Genomic DNA, 25,219 nt, shown 5'->3' on the forward strand with positions numbered 1-25,219 from the left:
ACAACTAAGTTAAACCTTTGTATCAAGCCAGACTCTTTTGCTATAAATATAATAATAAATAAGCCCCTTTAAAAGTGTCTCTATATTCATTATTATAAATATAACAATTATCCCGTAACCCATTTTATACGCAATATACGATGGAATAACTCTAAAAATCCACAATGAAAACACGTTAACTATCAAGGTTATTTTTGTTGCCCCCGCACCACGAAGGGCTCCAGAATATACAAACATTATTGCAAGTGGGATTTGAGCCAATCCAACAAGTATGAGGTACTGTGAAGCTACAACTATTGTTGCTTTGTCTGTTGTAAAAAAACCTACTAAAAATTCTGGAAAAAGTATAAGAAAAACACCAACACTTCCCATAAATACATAAGCGATTCTTCCACTTATTATCCCCATATTGTAAGCTCTATCTTTGTTGTTTGCTCCTAAGTTTTGCCCAACCAAAGCCATAGCAGCTATTGCAAAACCAAAACCTGGCATAAAAGCAATTCCTTCTATACGAAGACCGACCTGATAAGCGGCCAACTCTGCCGTTCCATAGGCTGTAATAATTGATACAAAAACAAGAAATGAAATACTTGACACTCCTCGGTCAAGTGCCGCACTCCAACCAACATTCCAAACTCTTTTTAAATCTTTTTTTCTGATTATTGGGATTAAGTTTAACTTTGAGTGTGGTTTTTTTATAAGTACAAAATAGGCTGCTACATTGAAACAATATGCAATTACCGTAGCATAGGCTGCACCCTCTATACCCATTGCTTCAAAGCCATAATGACCAAAAATTAAAACATAGTTTAAAAAAGCGTTAATTGCCGCGGAAAAAAGTTTTATGTAGAGTGAACTTTTAGTATCTCCGGCAGCAGAGAGTGCATTGTATAGAAGATTGTCTATAAATATTACAACTATACCAAGGGAGAGTATTTTAAAATAAATTGTACCCTGCTCCACTACATCACTCTGAGCACCCATCCAAGAGTAGAAAGATTCACTTCCAAAGTATCCTCCAATAGTTACAAATACAGAAAGTATAATTGCAAAGACAGCAAGAGAGTAGAGAAGTGCTGAAGCTCGTCTTTTTCTTCCCTGCCCAATAAAGCGCGAAATTAGAGCGTTACCACCAACAACATAGAGTGTCATAAGCACATTTATAATCATCATAAACTGCATACTCATCCCAACCGCTGCAAGTGCAGATACACTAACCATACCTACCATTAACATGTCAATAAGAATTTGAAGAATATCTACAAGATGCTTTAATGCGGCAGGAATTGCAATTGAGAAAACTTTTTTAGTATCTCTGGAGATTAATCTTGAAAAAATTGTGCAACCTCTGTCATTGTATCTATAAGTTCATCCTTAGTCTCGAAGTGCAGCTCTTTTTTATCTCTATGTTCCTCTTTAGGTGGAGTAAAATCAAAAATCAAAGCATATGAAGTAATATTTACCTTATCACCATTCATATCAGCCCATTCAAGTGACATTTCCGCTATTTCTCCATTAACTTCAACAACGGCAGCTGGATAAAGCCTTACTATTTTACTTAAATCTATATCACCTATTTTTGACTTATAAATCATATTATCCCTTTAATTTCGGATTTTATCTTATATTTCCTTTAATCACAGATAAGGCTAATTCTTATGTCCTTGATAGCGCATTATAAAGATAAAAATACTCAAAGAGATAATCATAATACCAATTCCTGAAATAAGATAAAAAGCGTGAATCATTTGAGCATAGTCACTAAGTACGATTTTAAAAACCACCATTAATGCTTCTATTGAAAGAGCTACAATAATTGAAATTAAAAAACGTGCTAAAAGTTTGTTCTCTAAATTATAGTTACGACTTAGTTCCTTGTAAAAAACCTCATGTTCCAAAATGGTTTTTGCCAAATCAAAAATAGCTAACCCAAGAGTTAAAGCAATTATAGAACGAAAGAAACCAGAAAGCACTTCCTTGTCGTTATAAATAATAACTTCATAAATAATAAAAATTGCATATCCTATCAATGATAAAGAAAACAGCGTAAGCAGAAATCCAAAAAAACCGTAAAAAGATTGTACAAATATAGTAAATCTCTTGTCTCCACCAATAAGCATTAGCCCTTTTAAAAGTGCATAAAGTTCAAAGTCATAAACTAAATATTCATTATTTATATGAAGCACAATAGTAATAGAAGGTGTTGCGGTTCTAGAGTTTACATAACTGTTTGAGATATAAATATTGTCATCTCTAAACTTGATTCGTGAAAGAAGGTATGATCTATCTTCACCAAATGAAATTTTATCGGCTCCATCTTCTGTATATATCGGTGTAGACTGTTTGTAGTTTTTATTGATTTTATATGTAGCTTTAAGTGCAGGAAGCAGAGAAAATATAAACTTCTCTTTTATCTCATCATATTGTGTCAAATCTATATTCTCAACCATAGACGTAAGTGAGTTTTCTATAAATGGGCGTTGTTTTTTGTATATAGTAATAATCTCTTCCATAGTGACCTCGATACAACTATAAAATATTCTATACTGTATCACTTAAAAACAAAAATAATAATGTTAGTAGAGAATTAGTTTTACTTTATAAGGAATAGTTATATAAAAATCATTCCACTTCATTATTATGTAGACTCTTATTCATGTCTCCATTTTTCATTTTTATAAATGCCAATATTCCAAAAGCAACACCAACTACAATTGATATAACACCCCAAAAGTCATCACGCTCGTATGCCATTATTATCCAACAAAGGTCTGCAAACAGATAGACTATCACAGCTTCATATATTTTCCCACGAAATGTTAAATATGCACCTACATTTAGAAGTAGACCGCCAATTACTGCAAAACTCATTATATAATATCCTTAATTTTCTGACTCTTTAAAATCCAAGCAAAGTATGCAGCACCTATCATAAAGGCAAAGCCAATCAACACTGTTATAAACTCCAGCGAATAACTAGATGTAGCTAAAAATCCAATCATAAAAGACGTAAATGCCGCTGAACTTAAAAACAACATGTCATTATATGCCACTATTCTACCATAGTATTTTTGCTCTATATTTTTTTGAAGCAGTGTATACGTATACGACCAAAGTGTTGTTGTAAATAACCCGACAATTACACTTGCAAAAAGTGACATATAGAAATCTTTCATTAAAAATGCCCATAACCAAACAGCAAATGCCTGAAACATAAATATATACACTAGTCTTCTATTATTTATCCACTTACTTAATATTATAGGCCCAACAACTAACCCTAATGCTCTTGATGCGTGTAAAAGACCAAGCGCTAAAGAAGTTGCAATCATAGAAGCATAATATTTATCTACCATCAAAGCTACTAAAGCATCAAAAGCAGTTAAACCTACAAAAGAGTGAATTAACATCAGATGAATTGCATGCGGAGTTTTTTTCAGATATTTAAAGGTGTCTTTCATCATAAAAAGTAGATTTTCACCACTTTTACTAAAAGCAACATCTATATCCACTTTATAAAGTAATATAAACGCTATCATAAACATAAAGGCATCAAGTAAAAATGCAATTTTTACTCCAAATAAATAAACAACAAACCCACTAAGTGCCATCCCTAAAGTATAAGAAAATGACCATATAATTGAGTGAAGTTCATTTGCTTTTTGCAATTTATCCCCATCAAGCAGCTTTGGCAAAAGTGACATCTCTGTTGTAAAGTAAAAACTTGCAGCTGCCATTTTTACAAATATCAATATATAAAGTAGCCATAAATCAGATACATCATTTACAAAAATCAAAAATAGTGTTGCAAATATTTCAAAGGAAATCAATATCAACATCAGTTTTTTAGGCTTCATATTGTCTATTATTGAGCCACTTAAAGGAGCTTGTATTATGCCTGAGAGAAAATGAAGCATAGCAACAAATGCAATAACTTCAGCAGATACATTCATATCTAGTAGTAGTGTATATATGGCTACATTACTAAACCATGCACCAAAATATGCAATAAGCTGTATTGTTGACAATCTCTTTAATATAGGTTCAAGTTTTAGTAGTTTGAAATATTCATTCATAAACGGAAGATTATCATAAATAAACAGATAAAAATTTAAATATTTAAATTTTTATATTATTTGTTAAAGTTATTTCTTTATTGGTCGATCTTCCGTTTAATAATCATATCTTTAATGAAGGGGTAAGTCATGGATGGCATAGCAAATGTTGCAAAACAACAAACACAAGTAGGCTCGCAAGAAACTCAAGGAAGAGTGGTTCAACAACAAGTTCAAAAAGTGGATGTTGTAAAAGAGATACAGAAAGAGTCTTCAAATACAGAGACTAAAATAAATTCTAAAGAGCAAGTTCAAGATTTAGTTAACCAGTTAAATGAGGCTATGGCTCCTATGAATACAAATCTGAAGTTTGGTGTAGATTCACAAGATATATTTTATGTTTCTGTAATAGAGTCTGAGACAAGTAAATTAATTAGAAGGTTTCCCGCAGAACAGGCTGCTGATTTTCTTCCTAAAATGCAAGAAGTTACAGGGATACTATTTGACTTAAAAGGGTAGTTTCCACCCTTTCTTGAAATGATTTTTCCAATTTTCAAATCTCCACTAGCCTTGAATTTTAATTTATATAACTGCTGCTAACCATTTTTTAATCTCTTTTATTGTAGTATCACAACATTTATTTTGCGCACAAGGGTTTTTTATATGAAAAAAGAAGTTAAAAAAGTAGTCTTAGCATATTCTGGCGGACTTGATACTAGTGTTATTTTAAAATGGCTACAAGAAGAGTATAAAGCTGAAGTTATTACATTTACCGCAGATTTAGGTCAAGGTGAAGAGGTTGAACCTGCTCGTCAAAAAGCACTTGACAATGGTATCAAACCTGAAAATATTTTTATTCTTGATATTCAAGAAGAGTTTGTAAAAGATTATGTATTTCCTATGTTTAGAGCAAATGCAATTTATGAAGGTGAGTATCTACTAGGAACATCAATAGCAAGACCACTCATAGCAAAAAAGCAAATTGAAATTGCTGAAAAAATGGGTGCAGATGCAGTAAGTCATGGCGCAACTGGAAAAGGAAATGATCAAGTTAGATTTGAACTTGGATATCTAGGACTAAATCCTGACATCACTGTAATCGCTCCCTGGAGAGAGTGGGATTTAAACTCTCGTGAAAAACTTCTATCATATGCAAGAGAACATGGAATCAACATAGACCAAAAACATGTTGATACAGATGGGAATCCAACTGTAAGCCCTTACTCTATGGACGCAAACCTACTTCATATCTCGTATGAAGGTCTTCACTTAGAAAATCCAATGAATGAGCCTGAAGAGACTATGTGGTTGTGGTCAAACTCTCCAGAGAACGCTCCTGATGAAAAAGAGTACATCACCATCGGATACAAAAACGGTGACCCAGTTTCTTTAAACGGCAAAGAATTGTCTCCGGCTAGTATACTTAGAACTTTAAACGAATATGGAAACAAGCACGGTATTGGTAGAATTGATATTGTTGAGAATAGATTTGTTGGTATGAAAGCTCGTGGATGTTATGAAACACCAGGTGGAACAATTATGCTCAAAGCACACCGTGCAATTGAGTCTATCTGCTTAGACAGAGAAGAAGCTCATATGAAAGATGGAATGATTGCAAAATATTCTGAGCTTATTTACAATGGGTTCTGGTTCTCACCTGAGAGAGAAATGATGCAAGCGGCAATCGACACAACTCAGAAATACGTTCAAGGGACTGTAAAACTTAAACTTTACAAAGGCAACGTAGAAGTAGTTGGTCGTGAATCTGATATGTCACTATATTCAGAAGAGCATTCTACATTTGAAGAAGATGAAGTTTACAATCAAAAAGATGCAGAAGGTTTTATTAGACTAAACGCTCTTAGAAGAATTATTGCTGGTAAAAAAAGAAATAAATAAAGGACTAAAATGAGTATTATAAAAATTGATATGAATTCACCTGAGTTCCAAGAAAGAATGGAAAAAACAGTAAAGTTTACAGATAAAGTAATTAATCAATTTGGTTGGGAATACAACCCTCAAGAAGAAGTTAATGAAGGTGTACAAATGGGTCTTGCTCGCAATAAGATGATGTACAACAAACTGTTTTGTCCATGTTTTATGGTTGAAGAAGTTGATGGAAAACCACAAAGTGTAGATAATAGAATTTGTCCTTGTGCCCCTGCTATCGAAAAAGAGATACCAGAAGAAGGAAAGTGTCATTGTGGAATATTCTGTACTACTGAATATGCAGCAAAACAACGTATTGAGATGGGAATGGAAGAAGTAGTTCATACACATTCACGTGGTCTTACAAAAGAGGAGTGTGAAGTACTTGTAGCGCAAAATGAACTAGATAGCGACGAATTAGTGTCACTTCTTGAAGCAAGAGAACTTGATATGACTCAATTTAAACTTGTAGATGTTCGTGAGCATATGGAGTGGCAAATGGGTCACATCAAAGGTTCTGACAAACTTGTTCCAACAAGTAGCTTTTTCGCGGCTCTTGATGATGCAAAACTAAATAAAGATGAAAATATAATTGTTTACTGTCATGTAGGAAGTAGAAGTGCTCACTGTGCTAGAATTTTAGCAGATATGGGATACACAAAAATAGGAAATCTAACACATGGTATTGTTTCTTATGGCGGCGAAATAGAAAGATAATAATTGCATTAATGCGATGGGTTTCCTCCCAGAGAAAACTAAGCGTTCAGAAAAAAATTTAGTTTTTTTCTAAGTCGCCCTTTAGCGTAAAAGCGCAGCAAGTGGAATTAACTCCACTTACGGAAAAAACGAATGAAGAGGTTCCATTCATTTTATGAAATAAAATTAAGGATAAATAATGAAAGTACTACTAATCAAAGATGTAAAAAGCCTTGGTAAAGCAGGTGAAGTTAAAGAAGTTAAAGATGGTTATGGCAAAAACTTTTTAATTGGAAAAGGTTTTGCCAAACATGCAACTCAAGAAATCTTAGCTCAACATAAAGCAGATGAAATACAAAATGCTAAGGATTTAGCAGATGAAATTTCAACTCTAAAAGCCATTTCTGAAAAACTAGACAAAACTGAAATTATCATTACTAAAAAACTTGGCCAAAACGGTCACCTATTTGGATCAATTACAAAAGATGAAGTTGCACATGCTTTGCTTGAGCAACATAAAATAGAGATAGACAAAAAGCATATTACAGATAAAGTAGCAATTAAAACTGTTGGTGAGCACGATTTAGATTTAAAACTAGGTCACGGAGTACATGCTACACTACATGTGGATGTAGTAGGAGAATAATTTGTTTGATGCAACAACAATACTTGCTTACAAAGGTAAGAATAGAGCGGTTATAGGAGGTGACGGGCAAGTCACTTTTGGTGATAGCGTACTTAAAGGCAATGCAACAAAAATCCGTACACTTCATAACGGTAAAATACTTGCTGGTTTTGCTGGAAGTACTGCTGATGCATTTAATCTATTTGACATGTTTGAAGAGTTTTTAAAAGATAAAAAAGGTGATATTTTAAAATCTGTTATAGAGTTTTCTAAAGCGTGGAGAAAAGACAAAGTTCTTCGTCGCCTTGAAGCTATGATGATTGTTTTAAATAACGATCATATTTTTATACTCACTGGAAATGGTGATGTTGTAGAGCCTGAAGATGGAGAGTTAGCATCAATTGGCAGTGGTGGAAATTATGCCATATCTGCTGCGCGTGCGCTAAAAAAACATGCAAAACTAGATGAAGAGGAGTTGGTTAAAGAGGCGTTACATGTAGCGGCTGATTTGTGTATTTATACCAACCACAATATAAAAACGCTAACACTAGATGGAGAGAATAAGTGAATTTGACACCAAAAGAGATAGTTGAATATTTAGACAAGTATGTTATTTCGCAACATAATGCTAAAAAAACTATTGCACTGGCTCTTAGAACAAGATATAGAAGAATGCAATTAGATGATGAACTTCAAGATGAAATAATGCCTAAAAATATATTGATGATTGGTTCAACTGGTATTGGTAAGACTGAAATCTCAAGACGACTTGCTAAAATGATGCAGGTTCCTTTTATTAAGGTAGAAGCTAGTAAATATACTGAAGTCGGTTTTGTTGGTCGTGATGTTGAGTCTATGATTAGAGATTTAGTTGTTTCATCAATTGCAATTGTTAAAGCTGAAAAAGAGGAACAAAATAGAGAAAAAATACAAAACTATATTTTAAATAAAATAGTTGAAAAACTTCTCCCGCCACTTCCAGATACTGCAAGTGAATCTAAAAAAGATGACTACCAAAGACTTCTAAAAGCAATGGAAGAGAGAGTAACATCTGGCGAGATGGATGATAAAGTCATAGAACTTGAAATGCAAAAGATACATGTAGAGTTTAATGACACAAATTTACCTCCTGAAATGGCAAAAGTCCAAGAGAGTTTTTCTAAAATATTTGAGACAATGAATAAAGAAGATAATAAGAAAGAAGTAACTGTAAAAGATGCTAAATCAATTTTAAAACTTGAAGCGACATCCAAACTATTAGATATGACAAATATCAATGCTGAAGCACTTAAGCGAGCTGAAGATGGTGGAATAATCTTTCTTGATGAGATAGACAAGATAGCCGTTAGTGAAAAATCTCAAGGAAGAAATGATCCAAGTAAAGAGGGAGTTCAAAGAGATTTGCTACCAATTGTTGAAGGGAGCAGTGTTACTACAAAATACGGTGTTATAAATACTGACCATATCCTTTTTATAGCTGCTGGTGCATTTCACACAACAAAGCCTAGTGATCTAATTCCTGAACTTCAGGGTAGATTTCCTCTGAGAGTTGAACTTGAATCTTTAACGGAAGATACACTATACAAGATTCTGACACAAACAAATAACTCTTTGCTTAAGCAATATGAAGCACTATTGGGTGTTGAGGGGATGAAGTTGGTATTTGAAGACGAGGCTATTAAAGCAATTGCAAAGCTTTCTCACAGAGCTAACGAAATAACTGAAGATATTGGCGCAAGAAGACTCCATACTGTACTTGAAAAAGTTTTAGAAGATATTAGTTTTAACGCTGATGAAAAGAGTGGTGAAGAGTATAAAATTACTTCAGAATTAGTACATGAAAAGCTTGATTTAGTTGTTGAAAATGATGACTTATCCCGCTATATACTTTAACAATAAAGACAAAAAAGTGATTTCTTTGTCCTCATGCCATTTCTGGCTATTTAAATAAAGGGTTAATATGACAAAAGTGGATTCTACTAAAGAAACTAGAGCTGGCTTTGTATCTCTAATCGGTCGTCCAAATGCTGGGAAAAGCACACTTATGAATTCACTTTTAGGTGAAAACATAGCTATGGTTAGCCAAAAAGCGAATGCTACAAGAAGAAGATCAAATGCAATAGTAATGTATGAAGATACTCAAATTATATTTGTTGACACTCCAGGCTTGCATGAGAGAGAAAAAATTTTAAATCAATTTATGCTTGATGAAGCTCTTAAAGCAATGGGTGATTGTGATTTGATAGTATATCTAGCACCAATCACAGACTCTACTGAACACTATGAAAAATTTTTAAAACTTAATAATGGCAAGGTTAAACACATAATAGTGCTTAGTAAAATAGACCAAGTAAATCAAGATAAACTATTTAAAAGAATTGCTTCATATAATCAATATTCAGATCAGTTTGAAGCACTTATACCAGTTGCCATTCCTAAGAAAATGGGTCATGATGAACTACTTAAAGTTATCTCTAGAAATTTACCCAATAGTCCTTTCCTTTATGATCCTGATGATTTAACAAGTGAGCTTGTACGTGATATATATGCTGGTTTCATCAGAGAAGGAATTTTTGAAAATGTCAGTGATGAAGTACCTTATGAAGCTGATGTACTAATTGATTCTATTAAAGAAGAAAAAAACATAGATAAAATTTTTGCCACAATTATCATTGAAAAAGAGTCGCAAAAAGGTATTATTATTGGTAAAAGTGGTGATTCTATTAAGAGAATTGGGAAATACTCTAGAGAGAAAATAGAAATGCTTAGTGGGAAAAAAGCTTACCTTGAGTTACAGGTCTCTGTAAAAAAAGGCTGGACTAAAGATAAAGCTTTTTTACAAGAAATAGGTTATTCATCATGAGATTATTGCTTCTAATATTTATAAATTTAACTCTTTTTGCTAATGATATTTTAACTAACTACAGAATTAGTGGCATCAATGAAATTGAGAAGCAGATGGACTTTGAACTTACTAAAGAGGAGTATTGGTCTGCCTATATACAAAATATAGATACAACATTTGGTTACATTGAATCATATTCAAATATTCTTACATGTAATAAAGAAGCATCCCATCTAAATCTATATGTTTCAGATGATAGTTCTAATTTTCAATTTAAAAAAGAGTACAGTGCATTTACTGGAAAAAGAAAAGGTGATAAAACTGAGGAGGGAGACTTAAAGACACCAATTGGAATATATCAAATAGTTGAAAAACTATCCAAGGATACAAAACTAAATTCGTTTTATGGCCCACTGGCATTTGTTACTTCGTACCCTAATATATATGATGAGTATAGGGGGAAAAATGGCTCTGGTATTTGGATACATGGGCTTCCAACGAATGAGTCAAGAGATGATTTCACAAGAGGCTGCATTGCTATAAATAATCCAAATATAGAATGTTTGGATAGAAATATTGATATTAAAAAAACTCTATTAATTATAAATAGTTCTGAAGTTAAAAAGAATATTCCTAAAAAAACTCTCTCATCAATTTTGTCACAACTGTATGCTTGGAGATATGCTTGGCTGTATAATGATACGAACAGCTATCTAAATTTTTACAGCTCTGAATTTGTAAGAAATGATGGAATGGATATTCAAAAATTTAAAAACTATAAAGCAAGAGTTTTTAGAAAGAGTGAGAAAAAAACCATTATATTTAACGATATAAATATAGTCCCATACCCAGATAGTAATGATGTTTATCAAATTGCTTTTAAAGAATTTTACGAGTCTGATACATTTAAATTTTCTGGTGATAAAACTTTAATTGTAAAAATTGATAAAAACAGTAAAATCTCAATTTTAACAGAAAAATAAAAAGCATTTATAATGAATACCTTTATAGTTAAAATAATTTTTATATCTCTTTTGTTGATCACTAATGCTCACACTAACATACAGCTTATTAAGAAAGAGAACTCTGACTCAAATACAACACTGCTTATAATAGCTGGCGTTCATGGAGATGAACCAGGTGGATATTTTGCTGCATCTATATTAGCCACTCACTATGACATTAAATCTAAAAACTTATGGATAGTTCCAAACCTGAATCAAAAAAGTATTCAAGAGGATTCAAGAGGAATATATGGAGATATGAATAGAAAATTTTCTGCTATTGACAAAGGTGATAAAGACGCTAACATTATTAAAGAGATTAAAGAGATTATTCTATCAAAAAACGTATCATTAGTTTTAAATTTACATGATGGGCATGGTTTTTATAGAAAAGAAAACCATGGTAAAATTTTCAACCCAACCGCGTGGGGGCAAACCTGTGTAATAGATCAATGTAGTCTTAATCAAAATCAACCATTTGGAAATTTAAACAACATAGCTTCAACTGTTAAAAATAACATGAATAAGAAACTTTTAGAAGAACATCATAGCTTTAATGTTAAAAATACAAAAACAAAATTCGATGATGAAGAGATGCAACTATCACTTACATATTTTGCTGTAACAAACAATAAACCAGCTTTTGCTATTGAGAGTAGCAAAAATCTCTCTTCATTATCTCAAAAAGTATTTTATCAGCTACTAGCAATTGAAGAGTTCATGAACATAATGGAAATTTCATACACTAAAAAATTTGAGTTGAATGAAAGTAACCTAGGAGACATTATAAAAGGCTATGGGATATTGGGTATAAATGACAACATTTTGTTAAATTTGAGCAATATCAAAAAAAATTTAAGCTATATTCCGATAAAATCAAAGGGTAATGTGTTTAAGTTTTCAAATCCATTGGGTAGTATCAAGAGTAGCAATGGTAAATTCATTGTTTACATTGGTAACAAAAGTGTTACAACGCTTAAACCACAATTTTTTAAAAGTGCAAGTGATTATGCAAAAAAATTCGATGCTATTATTGATGGAAAGACTATTTCATTCGATAACACTTCAGAAATTTTTGTATTTGACGATTTTAACATAGTTGAGCAAGCTGATTATCGTGTTAATGTTATTGGCTACACTTCTGTAAAGAAAAAAAGTGAAAGTGGGATAGACATAAAACTTAGAGACTTAAACAAAAGGTTTTCAATTGACAATAACAATAAAGTTTATAGAGTTGAGTTTTATAAAAATGATGAGTTTTGCTTTATGTCAAAAATTCATTTTAAATAAATAGGATTATTAAAAAATGAGTGAAAAAGAACAATTATCTTTTACTAATGTAATTTCTGTTAATCCATACAAGAGTACGTATGTGAGTTCAGTTTCAAGTTTTTTGAATGAAACGGCTTCTCCAGTATATACTAAAGACCAATATTCGATATCTTATCTAAATACAAAAGACTTTATTAATAGTCATATCAGTATAAGCAAAAATATTCCAGATGAAGATTTATATGATGCAATTTTCAATAAAGCATATGATGAGCTAGGATTAGACCAAGCTGTCACATATCATATACAATATATTGAAATGTTTAATAAACTTGACGAGAACAATAGAGACTTTCATGTATTTATCATAGACCCTATAATTGTGGAAGATACATTCAAAAGCACAATCGAAAAGATTAAATATATTGATTATATTATTCCGTCACCTTTATTAATAAAATCTCTTTATTCAAAAGACATTATAGAGGATGGTGGTGTTCACTGTTTTTTATATTTTCAAGAAAATGATACATTCATAGCAATTTATGATGAGAAAGATTTTGTATATATGAAGTCTTTAAACTATTCATTCTTGCAAATGCATGATAGATTTTGTGAAATTTTTGGAGAAAGAATTGAATATGAAGATTTTATAAACTTTATTTCAAATGAAAATTTAAAAGTCACATCAAAGTAGATATAAAGAATCATTTATCAAACTGTATAAAGAGATATTTGCAAATGTTAATGATATCTTAACGTATGTAAAAAGAGCTTTAGACATAAAAACAATCGACCATATCTATGTAGACACACAGTTAGAAACTGTTATTAAACTGGATGAAATAGCAGAAGTAGAGCTTAGTGTTAAAAGTAGTAGTTTTGATTTCAATTATGGATTTGAAAGTAATAATGAGTATATTGATCATCTTCATTATCTTATGCATCTATACACAACCACTAATACTGAAGAAAAGTATGAGTGTAACTTTACTACTTATCATCGCCCTCCTAATTTTGTAAAAAGAGAAAGTGGGCGTGTTATTTTACTAGCTATTGCTTCAGTTGTACTTGCTTTTATTTATCCAATATCATACTGGACTTTAACGTATGCTCAATCAGTTCAATACAACCTTTTAGAAGAAGCGTACAAGGAAGTTCACAACACTAAGATAACAAGAGAAGCAATAATTAAAAATAAAGAAGCCGATAGACATAAGACATCTACTCTTCTTGATCAAGAGAAGCAAGACTATATTGAAAAGAAAAACACACTCATAAAAATTCATGATGTTAAAGTAAATTATCCTATGAAAGCAGATCTTTTATATAAACTATCAAAAGATATAAATAGATATAAAGTCAAACTTGAGACAATACTCTATTCTGAGCAAGAGACTACAAAAGAATTAAAACTTGGACTAGTCTCTTCTAATGATAAAAAGATAACCGACTTAATTAAGTACTTAACTAAAACATATGAAGGTAAGTTTAGCTTTTCAATAGAAGAGATTTCATATATGGAAGAATCTAAATTGTACTTTGGTGAATTAAAGGTGAACTTATTATGAATTTTAAATTAACAGTAGAAGATTACTTACAAAAGATAGATAACTTCTTTAAAGAAAAGTCAAAAAAAGATACTTATTATGTATACATAATGGTTGCAGGCGTAGTAACTGCTTTAGCATATCCATTTTATGACTTATCGGTTGATGAGTTTACAAATGTAAAGAAGAAAGTGACTGAAATAACAAAAAAAATTAATGCTGATAAAGCATTTTTACAAGTTAATCCAGAAACTAAAATTGTTAAATTAAACCAAGAGATTAAAAGATTTGAAACTGAATTACAAATCAATAGAGACAATAATGAATATATAAAAAGTAAGATTGAAACAATATCTTCACTTATATACGATGAAAGAGCTTGGGGTGAATATCTTAGTTCTATATCTACTAATGCAAAGAAATACAAAATTAAGATAATCAATTTCACGAATAAATATGCAACAAATAATAAATCTTTTGGACATATACTTGATATAAACATTCAACTTCAAGGTAACTACTCGAATACGCTTAAATTTATAAACTCTTTAGAAAAAAGTGAACTTGTTGTAGACGCACATGATATAAGTATGAAAGCAGAAGATGCTCTAAATACAAAACTTGATATTTCAGTTTGGGGGATTACCTACTAATGAAAACAATATTAATAGCAAGTGCTTCAATTATATTAACTTGTATCTTAGGTGCAAATGAACTAGCATGGGTGGATGAACAAATAGAAGCAATTAAACCTTCTAGAAAGGGTATCAATATATCTAATGCAAAAAATCCATTTATTTTTTTAGAAAAAAATGGTTATAAAGTTAAACAGAGAGCAACAGTTTCTTCAACATCTCGATCTGTTAAATCAACTTCATACTCTGCAGGCATTGCTCCATACAAACCAGAAAGCAAATCGTCAAGAACAACATTAACTCTGGATTTACTTATAAATTCATCAGCCATGATCAACGGCAGCTGGTATAAGGTGAATGATAGAGTTGGAAACTATACACTTGTAAATGTTGGTAAAAAATTTGTAACTCTCAAAGCAGGCGATAAAGAATTAACTTTATCAACACGTGTTAAAAATAAAAATTTAAAATTTAAAAATAAGTAGGACTAATTATGAAACTTTTAAAAACTACAATGTATACAACATTAGTAACACTTCTACTTTCAAGTAGTGTATTGGCAGACTGTTCTTATGAACTATTTAGTATAAGTTCGACAAAAAATACCAAAATAATAGATTTTGTTGAACAGCTTAGCGATGAGTGTGATTATAGTATTATCATAACTGATTCACATGCTGAAGAATTTTTAAATACAAAATTACAAAAAACTAATCTTAATAATTTAACAATAGACGAAGTTTTCAACATTGTATTAAAAGAAAATAATCTATCATATACACTTGAAAACAATATTCTAAAGATCTCATACCTTAACACAAAAATGTTTAGTATCGACTATATACTCTCACAAAGAAAAGGTGAGTCAAACACCGATATAACACTCTCTTCAGAAGGTGCAGGAACTGCAACAGCAACTACTACAACTGCTACAACTACTGATGGCAATTCAATGGGTGGTGGTGGTGCTGGTAAATCAGGTATGAAAATTGAGAGCACAGATGAAGTTGTCTTCTGGCATGAACTAGATTTAGAGCTTCAAAGAGTTTTAAACAGACCTCAAGATAAATACAAAGCAGAAGCTCCTATTATAAATAAAAATGCAGGTATAGTAACCGTTACTGCAACGATAAAGCAGATGGACAGACTGGAAGGCTACCTTAAAAATCTTCAAGACAAAGTTCAACTTCAAGTTTTAATAGATGTTCAACTTCTTTCAGTAACAATGAGCAAAGGTAAAACTACCGGTGTTGATTGGAAACAGCTGTATGCTCTTCAAGATATTAATATAAACTTTCAGACAGGTGCTGGCCAAATAGATGGAGCGAAGCAAGACAGCTTTATTACACTTAATAGTGCTACTGGTGTGAACTTAAACGAGGTAATAAAATTTCTTAAAACGCAAGGTGATGTAACTTCTATCTCTAATCCGAAGGTTTTAACTCTAAATAATCAACCTGCACTAATAACTGCAGGAGTGGAATATTTTTATAAAATAACAAGTACAGAGACATTAGCAGGCGCTACAAGCGGAACTCAAAGCTCTAGCGAAGATGTTCAATCAGTTTTTGCAGGTGTTCTTTTAGATATTACACCTGAAATTTCTGATGACAAAACAATTACACTCAAGATTAACCCATCTCTCTCCGAAGCAATTAGCAGCACATTTATAGCTGCAGGAGCTTCTGATAGAACTATGCCACCGGATTTAAGTCGTCGCCAATTGTCATCAGTAGTAACTGTTAAAGATGGTAATCGTATTATTTTGGGTGGTTTAATAACTACACTTGACTCAATTGATGTAAATAAAGTTCCTATATTGGGTGATATTCCTATTGTTAACTATCTTTTCAAATATGAGAATAAAGTTAAAACTGTCACAGAGCTTGTAATTGTAATTGAGCCTCATATAATTAATAAAGAGAAGGATACACTTTCTTTAAGTGACCTAGGTTATACAAATATTTTAAAAGATCAATTATTAAATGTCAAAAAGAAAGAGGCAGATGAAATCTAGTATCTATGAAATCTCTAGGGATGTTTTTTTAGATACTGTAAATGCTGAGGACTACATACAATTAGATAGAGTGTCAACTATTTATCAATCTCTAAAATACTCTATAAATAAGCCTCTTAAAATGATACTTCTTTATGGAAAGCCCGGTACTGGAAAAAGTATGTTTTTAACGAAACTACATAAAGATCTTTCATCTACTCAAAAAATTCATCTTTATAAGACACCTATTCTAGATGAGAGTGAGTTTTTCAAAACACTTGCTCAAGATTTATTTGGTATTAAATATAGTGGAGAATTAAATTTTACACAATTTATGAAAGTAGTAGAAAATCAAGAGCTTGACAACGGAATAATCCCTTTGATACTTCTTGATGAGGCACAATTATATTCAACTCCTTTAATTGAAAAAATTAGACTTCTATCAGATACAAGAAAAGTAAAATTTGTAATTGCTCTTCACAAAACAGATAAAGAAGATATTATTGCAAAGGAGCATTTTCAAACAAGAATTTGGGAGAGTATTCAGCTCGAGAATTCTTCAAGCTCAGAGCTTAAAATCTATATTCAAAAAAAACTTCTTAAAGCAAATTGCTTTGACAGCGCAAATATGTTCTCTAGAAAGTCTGTAAATTTAATACATAAACTAACAAATGGAAACTATAGAGATACTAATAAATTAATCTACACATTATTTGACATATATGTTCATTATATGCAAAATAATCCATCTAAAATAAATGGGGATACTATTTCAAAAAAAATTATTGAGATGTCAGCAATACATACAGGACTTATAAGTGCTTAATATAAATGACTTAGAAGCTAGACATACAAAATATAAACTGAAATCATACGTCCCACACGTAACTATAACTATTAGTCTAATTGTTATATTAATCTCTGCAATAACTATATTTAATTATAATACTAATTCAAATATAGATGTGAAAAGTGCAAATAAAGAGAAATATATAACCAATAAACCTATTCAATCAAAAGTAGTAGCAGCAAGTGCTACTAAAATAACAAATGCAATTAGTGTGGATAAAACTTCTATAGTGGAACCAGTCGTGATTATAAAAGAGACTACTAAAGATAAAGTTGTTATAGTTGAAAAGGAAGAAAAACTGACACTATCTCCATCACTAAAGTTTATGCGTAAAATACAGGGTGAAACAGTACAGCATTATGAAAACAAAAAAATTAGCAACAATAAGAAAGCAGTACCTAAAAAACCACTTAATAAAAAGCAGATTAATAAGAACATTGAGAAACCTGAGGTAATTAGAGCCGACTTAAGTATACAAAACAACTCAATAAAGATAAAAAGACAAGATACATATAGTGATATTAATCATGTTATACAAAGATTTAAAACAAATAATAATCCAGCCCTAAGTTTATTTGTAGCAAAAAAGTATTATCAACTTAGTGAATATGAAAAAGCATATAATTATGCCTTAATTACAAATGAAATAAACAACAATATAGAAGACAGTTGGATAGTTTTTTCTAAATCACTTGTAAAACTAAAAAAGAAGAAGATGGCAGTTGAAACACTTAAGAAATATCTAAATCATTCTAGTTCTTCACAAGCAAAAATCTTATTAGATGAAATTTTATCAGGGAAATTCAAATGAGAGTATTATTAATTATTTTAATCACTATAAGCTTATATGCTGATACTAAACAAGATATGTTTAACCTTTATCAAAATAAAAAATATGAAAATGTTTGTAATATTGGCTTTAATAATTTCAATAAATATAGACAAGATGAAGAGTATATATCTCTATATGCCTTTGCTTGTCTTAATGCGGATTATATAGACCGTTTATCTACGCCTGTTGCAATGTTGAAATTTTCACAAGAGTCTCGTTCTAATTCTGCATATTTTTCGGTAATATTAATGCAGAAAAAGCTACTCTATCATGCTTTGATTGATGGATATAGTATATCGTCTTTAAATTTACCTACTACTGATTATGTATTATCAAAAGTTTTTGATTTATATGCTAAAATTGGGGAGCATGAGCCGAGAAACTTTTATTTATTTGAAGATGAGAGTAATAGTAAATTAACATATAAACTATATCTTATTAAAGATGATGAATTAAGTAAAATAGTAATTGAAGAGTATTATAGTTCAGCAATTATTAAGAAACATATTTACTGGTAGGAGGCATTAAATGGATAGAATTACTTCGGATTTACTAGCCAATGGCTCCATTATGCAAAGCCAAGTTGACAGGCTAGTTGCAAAAGGGTTGGACACTAACCTAATCCTTAGAGATATTACACTCTCTGGGTTTATGACAATGGATAGGCTTATTCGATTCATAGTAGATAAAATTCAAAATGGTATTTATGATATCTCAATTATAGACAACTATGACTACATACAGGAAAAGGATGTTTTAGTTAAACTAGCTCAAGAGCAAGACCTTTTATTTTTGGACCTTGACTCTATTGATATGGACTATAGATTAACTGAAAACTTATCCCTTACACAACTAAAGAAATATAATGTTTTTCCTATATCAGAAGATGAGATGAGTGTTACAATTGCTTTTTGTGATCCACTTGACTTAGAAGCTCAGGAATCTGTTCAGAGGCTTTTTGTTAGAAAGCCTATTAAGGTAGCAGTATCAACAAAAAAACAGATTCTTTCATATCTTTTTAAAGTTGAACTTAAAGATAGCGTTAAAGGTCTTGTAAGAAAAATAAGAGATGAGCTAAACTCTATTAGTTCTATAGAAGAGCAACAAGAAGCATCTTCAATATTACTTTTGATTGATGTTATTTTAAATGCATGTATTAAAGGTCGTGCAAGTGATGTTCATATTGAACCAACAGAGAAAAACTGTGTAGTTCGTGCACGTATTGATGGGAAATTAGCTGAAATATTTATTTTTGAAAAAGACATATATCCACCTTTAGCTTCAAGGCTAAAACTACTTGCAAACCTTGATATTGCGGAGAAGAGAAAACCGCAAGATGGACGTTTCTCAACACTTGTTGGCTCTAGAGAATATGACTTCCGTATATCAACACTACCTATATTGTATGGTGAATCCATTGTTATGAGGGTACTAGATAAACAAAAAGCATTAGTTAAACTTGAAGAAGCAGGTATGGATAGTGCAAGTTATCATAAGCTTCTAAAAGGCTTAGAAGCTCCTTATGGAATAATATTAGTCACAGGTCCTACTGGTAGTGGTAAGACAACTACTCTATATGGTGCACTAAATGAACTTAGAAATGTTGAAGACAAGGTTATAACTGTTGAAGACCCTGTAGAGTATAGAATGAACCTAATTCAGCAGGTTCAAGTTAATCCAAAAGTAGGTCTTAGTTTCGCAGATGCACTTCGTTCGATATTAAGACAAGATCCAGATAAAATAATGATTGGTGAGATTCGCGATAAAGAGACACTGGAGATAGCAATTAAAGCAGCGCTTACAGGCCACTTAGTAATATCAACACTTCATACTAATGACTCTATTAGTGCAATAGCTCGTATGGTTGACATGGGTATACAACATTACTTAATTAGCGGTGCACTTGTTGCTATACAGGCGCAAAGGCTAGTTAGGAAAATATGTACACATTGCAAAACTGTAACAAAAATACCAGCTTCTGCTCTAGAAGAGTTACATGGACTTATTCCAGAAAATTCTAAATTTTATATTGGAAAAGGGTGTAAAGAGTGTAATGATACTGGCTATATGGGAAGAGAGATGATATGTGAGGTTCTCACTATTACTGAAGAACTTTCCTCTTTAATTGCAAAAGGTGAATCTAATGATATACTACATGCCCAAGCTCTCAAAGATGGTTTTATAGGAATACTAAAAAATGGTATTGACAAAGCTATTGAAGGCATTACAAGTTTAGAAGAAATTTTAAAGGTGGCAAAATAATGAAATACTTTATAGCAACTATACTCATAAAAGGCAAAAAAGAGGAGCATGGTTTATATGCAGAAGATAGAAAAAAAGCTAACGAACTTGCAAAATTAAAACACTTAGGAATAATTATAAAAGTTGCTGAGGGGGAAGAACCATTAGAGGCTAGGATTAAGAGATTTAAAACAAACTTACTAAAAAATGTTCAAAAAAGAAAATTAAAACCTGATGGACTAATTGCTTCAATTCGACAACTAGCTGTTATGACTAACGCTGGTATTTCGATATATGATTCTCTTAATGAAATTGGAAATTCGTCTGATGATCAAAACCTAAAACTTGTTTTTAAAAAACTCGCCGAAGACATTAACTCTGGACATGCTTTATCTAAATCTATGGAAAATTTCCGCTTTGAACTTGGTAATTTAACAATCGCTATGGTTCAACTCGGAGAGAAGACTGGTAATTTAGATGAGTCTCTATATTCGCTTGCGGATATGCTTGAGGAGATTCGTGCAAATATTACTAAATTTAAAAAAGCAATGGCATACCCTAGAAATGTAATGATAGCGATGGCTATTGCTTTTACTGTTCTTATATCCTATGTTGTACCTCAATTCAAAGCAATTTTTGAAGAATTAAATGCTGAACTACCTCTACCAACTCAAATTCTATTAACACTTGAACATCTTTTTAACAACTATGGACCATATGTTTTAGCAGCTTTATTTGTCTCATTTGTCACGTTCAAGTATCTTATAAACAATAATAAAGATATAAGATTTGGATGGCATAATGTACTTCTCAAAACAATGCTTATAAAAAACATAATAAAGTATGCAACTCTAAGCCGTTTTACTCTTGTATTTTCTGAACTAATACGAGCAGGTATTCCAATTGCTGAAGCTCTTGATACTTCCGTAGCAATGATAGACAATCTTCCATTAAAGAAAAAACTATTATCTGTTAGATCGACGGTTGAAAAAGGTGGAACATTGAATGATGGTCTAAAAGATACTGGGCTTTTTGAAAATATGATTATTCAAATGATTAGTGCAGGAGAAGATAGTGGTACCCTAGACACAATGATAAAAAAAGTTGCAGAATACTATAAAATGAGATTTGATGCGATTATAGATGGTCTCTCAGAAGCGATAGAACCGTTAATGCTATTGATAATAGCATCTATGGTTATTCTATTGGCTCTTGGTATATTTTTACCTATGTGGGATATGGGAAGTGCAGTTAATGGTCGATAATCAATAGAGCAATCTCTCAACCCTCTCTAAAAAGCACTCCATGTTTACTGTGGATGCTTTTATTTCATATACTACTTGTATTTCAAATAATTTATTAACAATCTCAACTCCACATGTTAAACATTCATATTCAACTCTTCCAACATTAGAATATTTAAAAGATATTCTTTTAGAAACTTCTTCTTTGTATTCTAATAATTCAGACGTACTAATAACTAAGTTGACGGCATCACTATATGCTCTGACCAATCCACCAGTACCTAGTTTTGTACCACCAAAGTATCTCACAATTATAACTGCACTATTAATCATCATGTTACCCTGCAGTACCATTAAACTTGGTTTTCCGGAGGTTCCATTTGGCTCACCATCATCACTTGAATGTTCTACAATCTGATTATATTTATTAAAATATCTAAAGGCCACAACAAAGTGCCTTGCTTTTGGATTAGAAAGCATTAATTGTTTAAGAATATTTTCATAATCAGTATATGGAATGAGATGAGCAATAAATTTCGACTGTTTAACTTCTAATGTTTGAGTAGTATGTTTATTTATGAATTTCATATATGAGAATTTCTACATGTAGCTACATGTAGAAAAATATTATGCTAAGTTAGTAAAAACTTTTTGCACATCCTCATCATCTTCAAGTTTTTCTAAAACTTTATCTATATCTTCTTGTTGCTCATCTGTAATAGATATTTGTGCATTTGGCATTCTCTCAAGATTTGCTTTTGTTATTTCAATACCCATCTTTTCTAAAGCTTCACTAAGTGTTCCGAAACTTGTATAGTCACCGGTAACTAAAACAATTCCATCTTCCTCTTCAATATCTTCTAAACCAGCATCAATTAACTCTAACTCCAACTCTTCAATATCCATACTATCTTTTAGAGTAAATTCTATTAATGCTTTTCTATCAAACATAAATTCCAAAGAACCTTTAGTAAGCATTTCACCGCCATTTTTAGTAAGTATATTTTTAACATTTGCAACTGTTCTTGTATTGTTATCAGTCATACACTCTATAAAAAGTTGCACACCATGAGGAACTTTGCCTTCAAAGTTAACTTCAATCATACTAGCTGTATCTTTTGCCGATGCTCTTTTTATTGCTGCTTCAATATTGTCTTTTGGCATATTTTCGGCTTTAGCATTTATAATAGCAGTACGAAGTTTAGAGTTCATATCAGGATCACTACTACCCTCTTTTGCAGCCATAGTAATAATCTTTCCCAATTTTGGAAACAATTTTGACATTGCTCCCCATCTTTTTAATTTTGATGCTTTTCTATATTCAAAGGCTCTACCCATAAAATTTTCCTTACTGTTAATACTAATTTTAAATTCAAAAATGTATAATAGCATATAGTATTGTAGAGGGGATTAAAATGCAGCCTAGTTTTGGAATTAAACACCATTTTTTTAGTGCTTTTCGTGAATTATTTGTTCATCACCATGGTTCATTAGAGTTTCGTGCTAAATTATTTGCCCTTGTAATAGCTGCTAATTTAAGCTCGAGAGCAGAATGCTATGAAATAGTAAAAAACATTGGACTAGGTATATATAAGGATGATGCTGATAGAGCAAATCTTTTAATGCTATCTACAAAAGAGCTTGTAAAAAAAGTAGCAGATGACAATGGCTTAGATATAGACACTCTTGTAGCAAATATTCAAAAAGATTTAAAGATGGTTCCTAGATATGCTAAAAAAATTGATATTGATTCACTTAAAAAATTGCTTGTGTTATCCCACGATAAAGATGTAATATCTTACCAGGAAAATATTTTAGAATTTTTACAAACTGTAAAATCAGAGATACTTCATGATAAGAAATATCAAATTGAGCTTGATGAAGAAAATTTAGAGTCTAAATACTAAACTTCTCTTTATCAAAAAAACTATCAACAGATATATTTTTAAATGCAGCATTTAGACTAGTAAACAAACTTGGAAACTCTTTTTCCATTTTAAAAAGCATCTCTTTCATCTTTGCTCTTGCATGCGGCATCTTAACGTCAAACCTCATTGATGGACAGGCTTCATCACCTATGGTAGAAATATTATTTTCAAGTGCGAATGCAGATAATTGACGTTCCCTCATTTGAATAAGTGGTCTTATAACTATAAGTCCATTCTCTGCTTTATACTTTGGTGCTAGTGAACGCATTTGACCATTATATATAAAGTTCATAAAAAAACTCTCAGCAGCATCATCCATATGGTGACCTAGTGCAACCTTATTACATCCATGTTCTTGTGCAGCACTATAGATATATCCTCTTCTCATACGAGAGAAAAAGCTACAGAATGATGAATTTTTTCTTATTTTTTCTTTTGCTAAATCATAAACATTTGTATTATGAACAATATGTGGTATATCATACTCATTACAATGCTTTATTAGTTCATCAAAATTTTCACCCATTCCATAAGAAATAGTAACTGCTAAAAATTCAAATTTAAAGGGTGCTCTACACTGTTGTTCTTTCATAGCATGAATCATAGTAATGGAGTCTTTACCACCACTAAGTCCAACTAAAATTTTGTCACCCTCTTCTATTAAATCAAACTCGGCATTTGTTTTACCAAGTTTACTCATAATTTTTTTTGATATTTTTATTGACATAGTAAAATCTTTAAGTACAGTTTATCAGTACATAAGCTATCTGATGAAGAGAACTTAGCGTTGGCATAGTTAAATGTACTTTGTTCATTTAGCGTTATTATCAAGCAATTTGTCAACCATTTTCATAACAAATTCTGCACTCTCAACAGCACTAGTCTCAAGAAACTCATCAAAAGAGAAGCTAGCATCCATATCAGCCGCATCACTGATAGCGCGAAGTATAAAAAATGGAATATCTAAGGCATTACAAACTACAGCGACGCTCCCACCTTCCATCTCAAGAGCGTCAGCTTTAAAAGTATCACCAATCCAATTCTTTCTCTCTTCGTTAGCAACAAATTGATCACCCGTAGCAATAATTCCTTCTTGAACTATTTTACCCATCTCTTTTGCCACTTCTTTACTCATATCTATCATTTTTTTATCTGCTTCAACAAATACAGCACCTTCTGGCACAAAACCAAAAGGGTGTCCAAAAGCAGTAATATCCAAATCGTGTTGAGACAATTTTGTAGCAACAATTAAATCTCCGACTTTAAGAGTAGGTGATATAGCTCCAGCAACTCCTGAAAACAGAAGTTTTTCTGCTCCAAAATGCTGTATCATTGTTGTCGCAGTCAAAGTAGAAAACACTTTGCCTATCTTAGAATAAGCAATAACTAAATCTGCACCTTTATATGATGCTTCATAGTACTTATTACCAGCATACTCTGTTGTTTTGTACTCACCTAGTTTTTCTAATATTGGAGCTACCTCTTCTGGCATTGCTCCCATTATTGCTATTTTCATA

The 25,219-nt window shown here is 31.5% G+C and carries 29 protein-coding genes; 20 read left to right on the plus strand and 9 right to left on the minus strand.

The features are described from left to right. Positions 1–9: 9 nt before the first annotated feature. The 5 genes from HUE87_RS08425 to HUE87_RS08445 form a co-directional block, all read right to left on the minus strand. On the minus strand, positions 10–1,338 hold the full coding sequence (locus HUE87_RS08425; RefSeq protein ID WP_347401026.1) for an MATE family efflux transporter: 1,329 nt from the start codon (positions 1,336–1,338) through the stop codon (positions 10–12). Beyond that, positions 1,323–1,595, minus strand: coding sequence for a hypothetical protein (locus HUE87_RS08430; protein WP_194365775.1), 273 nt, complete (start codon positions 1,593–1,595; stop codon positions 1,323–1,325). Before HUE87_RS08430 ends, HUE87_RS08425 begins: the two co-directional genes overlap by 16 nt. Positions 1,596–1,649: 54 nt before the next feature. After that, positions 1,650–2,513 (minus strand): hypothetical protein, encoded by an 864-nt coding sequence (locus HUE87_RS08435; protein WP_194365777.1) that lies wholly within the window; start codon positions 2,511–2,513, stop codon positions 1,650–1,652. 109 nt (positions 2,514–2,622) lie between these two features. Continuing rightward, positions 2,623–2,871, minus strand: a complete 249-nt coding sequence (locus tag HUE87_RS08440) for a hypothetical protein (protein WP_194365778.1) — start codon at positions 2,869–2,871, stop codon at positions 2,623–2,625. Beyond that, positions 2,871–4,076, minus strand: coding sequence for an MFS transporter (locus HUE87_RS08445; protein WP_194365780.1), 1,206 nt, complete (start codon positions 4,074–4,076; stop codon positions 2,871–2,873). Before HUE87_RS08445 ends, HUE87_RS08440 begins: the two co-directional genes overlap by 1 nt. Before the next feature lie 129 nt (positions 4,077–4,205). Between HUE87_RS08445 and HUE87_RS08450 the strand changes: the two genes are divergently transcribed. The 19 genes from HUE87_RS08450 (at position 4,206) to HUE87_RS08535 (ending at position 21,795) form a co-directional block, all read left to right on the plus strand. After that, a complete protein-coding gene (locus HUE87_RS08450; RefSeq protein WP_194365782.1) occupies positions 4,206–4,574 on the plus strand; it encodes a flagellar protein FlaG in 369 nt (122 codons plus the stop codon). Between the two features lie 144 nt (positions 4,575–4,718). Further along, on the plus strand, positions 4,719–5,954 hold the full coding sequence (locus HUE87_RS08455) for an argininosuccinate synthase (RefSeq protein WP_194365784.1): 1,236 nt from the start codon (positions 4,719–4,721) through the stop codon (positions 5,952–5,954). Positions 5,955–5,963: 9 nt separating this feature from the next. Continuing rightward, a complete protein-coding gene (locus HUE87_RS08460) occupies positions 5,964–6,701 on the plus strand; it encodes a ferredoxin-thioredoxin reductase catalytic domain-containing protein (protein WP_194365786.1) in 738 nt (245 codons plus the stop codon). Between the two features lie 178 nt (positions 6,702–6,879). Further along, on the plus strand, positions 6,880–7,326 hold the full coding sequence (gene rplI / locus HUE87_RS08465; RefSeq protein ID WP_194365788.1) for a 50S ribosomal protein L9: 447 nt from the start codon (positions 6,880–6,882) through the stop codon (positions 7,324–7,326). Position 7,327: 1 nt separating this feature from the next. Then, positions 7,328–7,873: an ATP-dependent protease subunit HslV gene (gene hslV, locus HUE87_RS08470; protein WP_194365789.1), complete on the plus strand. Its 546-nt coding sequence runs from the start codon at positions 7,328–7,330 to the stop codon at positions 7,871–7,873. Continuing rightward, the gene (gene hslU / locus HUE87_RS08475; RefSeq protein WP_194365791.1) at positions 7,870–9,198 is read left to right on the plus strand and encodes an ATP-dependent protease ATPase subunit HslU; all 1,329 of its coding nucleotides are present in this window, start codon (positions 7,870–7,872) and stop codon (positions 9,196–9,198) included. Before hslV ends, hslU begins: the two co-directional genes overlap by 4 nt. Positions 9,199–9,265: 67 nt before the next feature. Beyond that, positions 9,266–10,168 carry a GTPase Era gene (gene era / locus HUE87_RS08480; RefSeq protein WP_194365793.1) on the plus strand — a complete coding sequence of 301 codons (903 nt, stop codon included), beginning with the start codon at positions 9,266–9,268 and terminating at the stop codon, positions 10,166–10,168. Then, a complete protein-coding gene (locus tag HUE87_RS08485; protein WP_194365795.1) occupies positions 10,165–11,133 on the plus strand; it encodes a L,D-transpeptidase family protein in 969 nt (322 codons plus the stop codon). Before era ends, HUE87_RS08485 begins: the two co-directional genes overlap by 4 nt. A gap of 12 nt (positions 11,134–11,145) precedes the next feature. Then, the gene (locus HUE87_RS08490; RefSeq protein ID WP_194365797.1) at positions 11,146–12,444 is read left to right on the plus strand and encodes a M99 family carboxypeptidase catalytic domain-containing protein; all 1,299 of its coding nucleotides are present in this window, start codon (positions 11,146–11,148) and stop codon (positions 12,442–12,444) included. Between the two features lie 16 nt (positions 12,445–12,460). Continuing rightward, positions 12,461–13,123 carry a hypothetical protein gene (locus HUE87_RS12715; protein ID WP_229855103.1) on the plus strand — a complete coding sequence of 221 codons (663 nt, stop codon included), beginning with the start codon at positions 12,461–12,463 and terminating at the stop codon, positions 13,121–13,123. A 244-nt stretch (positions 13,124–13,367) separates the two neighbouring features. Continuing rightward, positions 13,368–13,997, plus strand: a complete 630-nt coding sequence (locus tag HUE87_RS12720) for a hypothetical protein (protein ID WP_229855104.1) — start codon at positions 13,368–13,370, stop codon at positions 13,995–13,997. Then, positions 13,994–14,629 carry a type 4a pilus biogenesis protein PilO gene (locus tag HUE87_RS08500; RefSeq protein ID WP_194365798.1) on the plus strand — a complete coding sequence of 212 codons (636 nt, stop codon included), beginning with the start codon at positions 13,994–13,996 and terminating at the stop codon, positions 14,627–14,629. The genes HUE87_RS12720 and HUE87_RS08500 overlap by 4 nt, the downstream gene beginning before the upstream one ends. Beyond that, positions 14,629–15,096: a hypothetical protein gene (locus HUE87_RS08505; RefSeq protein WP_194365800.1), complete on the plus strand. Its 468-nt coding sequence runs from the start codon at positions 14,629–14,631 to the stop codon at positions 15,094–15,096. The genes HUE87_RS08500 and HUE87_RS08505 overlap by 1 nt, the downstream gene beginning before the upstream one ends. A gap of 8 nt (positions 15,097–15,104) precedes the next feature. Then, a complete protein-coding gene (mshL, locus tag HUE87_RS08510) occupies positions 15,105–16,628 on the plus strand; it encodes a pilus (MSHA type) biogenesis protein MshL (RefSeq protein WP_194365802.1) in 1,524 nt (507 codons plus the stop codon). Next, positions 16,618–17,433 (plus strand): ATP-binding protein, encoded by an 816-nt coding sequence (locus HUE87_RS08515; protein ID WP_194365804.1) that lies wholly within the window; start codon positions 16,618–16,620, stop codon positions 17,431–17,433. Before mshL ends, HUE87_RS08515 begins: the two co-directional genes overlap by 11 nt. Beyond that, positions 17,426–18,268, plus strand: coding sequence for a hypothetical protein (locus HUE87_RS08520; protein WP_194365806.1), 843 nt, complete (start codon positions 17,426–17,428; stop codon positions 18,266–18,268). The genes HUE87_RS08515 and HUE87_RS08520 overlap by 8 nt, the downstream gene beginning before the upstream one ends. Further along, complete coding sequence (locus HUE87_RS08525; RefSeq protein WP_194365807.1) at positions 18,265–18,807, plus strand: hypothetical protein; 543 nt, start codon at positions 18,265–18,267, stop codon at positions 18,805–18,807. The genes HUE87_RS08520 and HUE87_RS08525 overlap by 4 nt, the downstream gene beginning before the upstream one ends. 10 nt (positions 18,808–18,817) lie before the next feature. Further along, positions 18,818–20,551: a GspE/PulE family protein gene (locus HUE87_RS08530; protein WP_194365809.1), complete on the plus strand. Its 1,734-nt coding sequence runs from the start codon at positions 18,818–18,820 to the stop codon at positions 20,549–20,551. Then, positions 20,551–21,795, plus strand: coding sequence for a type II secretion system F family protein (locus HUE87_RS08535; protein WP_194365811.1), 1,245 nt, complete (start codon positions 20,551–20,553; stop codon positions 21,793–21,795). Before HUE87_RS08530 ends, HUE87_RS08535 begins: the two co-directional genes overlap by 1 nt. Here the strand turns inward: HUE87_RS08535 and HUE87_RS08540 are convergent, their stop codons facing one another. Next, positions 21,796–22,362 carry a YigZ family protein gene (locus HUE87_RS08540; RefSeq protein ID WP_194365813.1) on the minus strand — a complete coding sequence of 189 codons (567 nt, stop codon included), beginning with the start codon at positions 22,360–22,362 and terminating at the stop codon, positions 21,796–21,798. Positions 22,363–22,401: 39 nt separating this feature from the next. Further along, positions 22,402–23,112 (minus strand): YebC/PmpR family DNA-binding transcriptional regulator, encoded by a 711-nt coding sequence (locus HUE87_RS08545; RefSeq protein ID WP_194365815.1) that lies wholly within the window; start codon positions 23,110–23,112, stop codon positions 22,402–22,404. Positions 23,113–23,189: 77 nt separating this feature from the next. Here HUE87_RS08545 and HUE87_RS08550 point away from each other — a divergent pair, with 77 nt between their 5' ends. Continuing rightward, positions 23,190–23,681 carry a hypothetical protein gene (locus tag HUE87_RS08550; RefSeq protein ID WP_194365816.1) on the plus strand — a complete coding sequence of 164 codons (492 nt, stop codon included), beginning with the start codon at positions 23,190–23,192 and terminating at the stop codon, positions 23,679–23,681. Here HUE87_RS08550 and HUE87_RS08555 read toward each other — a convergent pair. Together HUE87_RS08555 and HUE87_RS08560 are read right to left on the minus strand one after the other, a co-directional pair. Then, positions 23,671–24,429 (minus strand): PP-loop family protein, encoded by a 759-nt coding sequence (locus HUE87_RS08555; RefSeq protein WP_194365818.1) that lies wholly within the window; start codon positions 24,427–24,429, stop codon positions 23,671–23,673. The two genes, HUE87_RS08550 and HUE87_RS08555, sit on opposite strands and share 11 nt — an antisense overlap. An 84-nt stretch (positions 24,430–24,513) precedes the next feature. After that, entirely contained in the window at positions 24,514–25,218 is a 705-nt protein-coding gene (locus tag HUE87_RS08560; RefSeq protein WP_194365820.1) for a 5'-methylthioadenosine/adenosylhomocysteine nucleosidase, read from the minus strand. Position 25,219: the final 1 nt, after the last annotated feature.

The organism is Candidatus Sulfurimonas marisnigri, assembly GCF_015265475.1.
Lineage (GTDB): Bacteria > Campylobacterota > Campylobacteria > Campylobacterales > Sulfurimonadaceae > Sulfurimonas > Sulfurimonas marisnigri.

What these genes read in the sequence shown, in the direction of transcription:
- HUE87_RS08450 (WP_194365782.1), top strand. Translation starts at nt 4,206, where the DNA reads ATGGATGGCATAGCAAATGTTGCAAAACAACAAACACAAGTAGGCTCG.
- HUE87_RS08540 (WP_194365813.1), bottom strand. Translation starts at nt 22,362, where the DNA reads ATGAAATTCATAAATAAACATACTACTCAAACATTAGAAGTTAAACAG.
- HUE87_RS08530 (WP_194365809.1), top strand. Translation starts at nt 18,818, where the DNA reads ATGGATAGAATTACTTCGGATTTACTAGCCAATGGCTCCATTATGCAA.
- HUE87_RS08535 (WP_194365811.1), top strand. Translation starts at nt 20,551, where the DNA reads ATGAAATACTTTATAGCAACTATACTCATAAAAGGCAAAAAAGAGGAG.
- HUE87_RS08560 (WP_194365820.1), bottom strand. Translation starts at nt 25,218, where the DNA reads ATGAAAATAGCAATAATGGGAGCAATGCCAGAAGAGGTAGCTCCAATA.
- HUE87_RS08460 (WP_194365786.1), top strand. Translation starts at nt 5,964, where the DNA reads ATGAGTATTATAAAAATTGATATGAATTCACCTGAGTTCCAAGAAAGA.
- HUE87_RS08435 (WP_194365777.1), bottom strand. Translation starts at nt 2,513, where the DNA reads ATGGAAGAGATTATTACTATATACAAAAAACAACGCCCATTTATAGAA.
- HUE87_RS08430 (WP_194365775.1), bottom strand. Translation starts at nt 1,595, where the DNA reads ATGATTTATAAGTCAAAAATAGGTGATATAGATTTAAGTAAAATAGTA.
- HUE87_RS08455 (WP_194365784.1), top strand. Translation starts at nt 4,719, where the DNA reads ATGAAAAAAGAAGTTAAAAAAGTAGTCTTAGCATATTCTGGCGGACTT.
- HUE87_RS08545 (WP_194365815.1), bottom strand. Translation starts at nt 23,112, where the DNA reads ATGGGTAGAGCCTTTGAATATAGAAAAGCATCAAAATTAAAAAGATGG.
- HUE87_RS08555 (WP_194365818.1), bottom strand. Translation starts at nt 24,429, where the DNA reads ATGTCAATAAAAATATCAAAAAAAATTATGAGTAAACTTGGTAAAACA.
- HUE87_RS08505 (WP_194365800.1), top strand. Translation starts at nt 14,629, where the DNA reads ATGAAAACAATATTAATAGCAAGTGCTTCAATTATATTAACTTGTATC.
- HUE87_RS08515 (WP_194365804.1), top strand. Translation starts at nt 16,618, where the DNA reads ATGAAATCTAGTATCTATGAAATCTCTAGGGATGTTTTTTTAGATACT.
- HUE87_RS08550 (WP_194365816.1), top strand. Translation starts at nt 23,190, where the DNA reads ATGCAGCCTAGTTTTGGAATTAAACACCATTTTTTTAGTGCTTTTCGT.
- HUE87_RS08500 (WP_194365798.1), top strand. Translation starts at nt 13,994, where the DNA reads ATGAATTTTAAATTAACAGTAGAAGATTACTTACAAAAGATAGATAAC.
- HUE87_RS12715 (WP_229855103.1), top strand. Translation starts at nt 12,461, where the DNA reads ATGAGTGAAAAAGAACAATTATCTTTTACTAATGTAATTTCTGTTAAT.
- HUE87_RS08440 (WP_194365778.1), bottom strand. Translation starts at nt 2,871, where the DNA reads ATGAGTTTTGCAGTAATTGGCGGTCTACTTCTAAATGTAGGTGCATAT.
- HUE87_RS12720 (WP_229855104.1), top strand. Translation starts at nt 13,368, where the DNA reads ATGCATCTATACACAACCACTAATACTGAAGAAAAGTATGAGTGTAAC.
- HUE87_RS08485 (WP_194365795.1), top strand. Translation starts at nt 10,165, where the DNA reads ATGAGATTATTGCTTCTAATATTTATAAATTTAACTCTTTTTGCTAAT.
- mshL (WP_194365802.1), top strand. Translation starts at nt 15,105, where the DNA reads ATGAAACTTTTAAAAACTACAATGTATACAACATTAGTAACACTTCTA.
- HUE87_RS08525 (WP_194365807.1), top strand. Translation starts at nt 18,265, where the DNA reads ATGAGAGTATTATTAATTATTTTAATCACTATAAGCTTATATGCTGAT.
- HUE87_RS08490 (WP_194365797.1), top strand. Translation starts at nt 11,146, where the DNA reads ATGAATACCTTTATAGTTAAAATAATTTTTATATCTCTTTTGTTGATC.
- HUE87_RS08445 (WP_194365780.1), bottom strand. Translation starts at nt 4,076, where the DNA reads ATGAATGAATATTTCAAACTACTAAAACTTGAACCTATATTAAAGAGA.
- era (WP_194365793.1), top strand. Translation starts at nt 9,266, where the DNA reads ATGACAAAAGTGGATTCTACTAAAGAAACTAGAGCTGGCTTTGTATCT.
- rplI (WP_194365788.1), top strand. Translation starts at nt 6,880, where the DNA reads ATGAAAGTACTACTAATCAAAGATGTAAAAAGCCTTGGTAAAGCAGGT.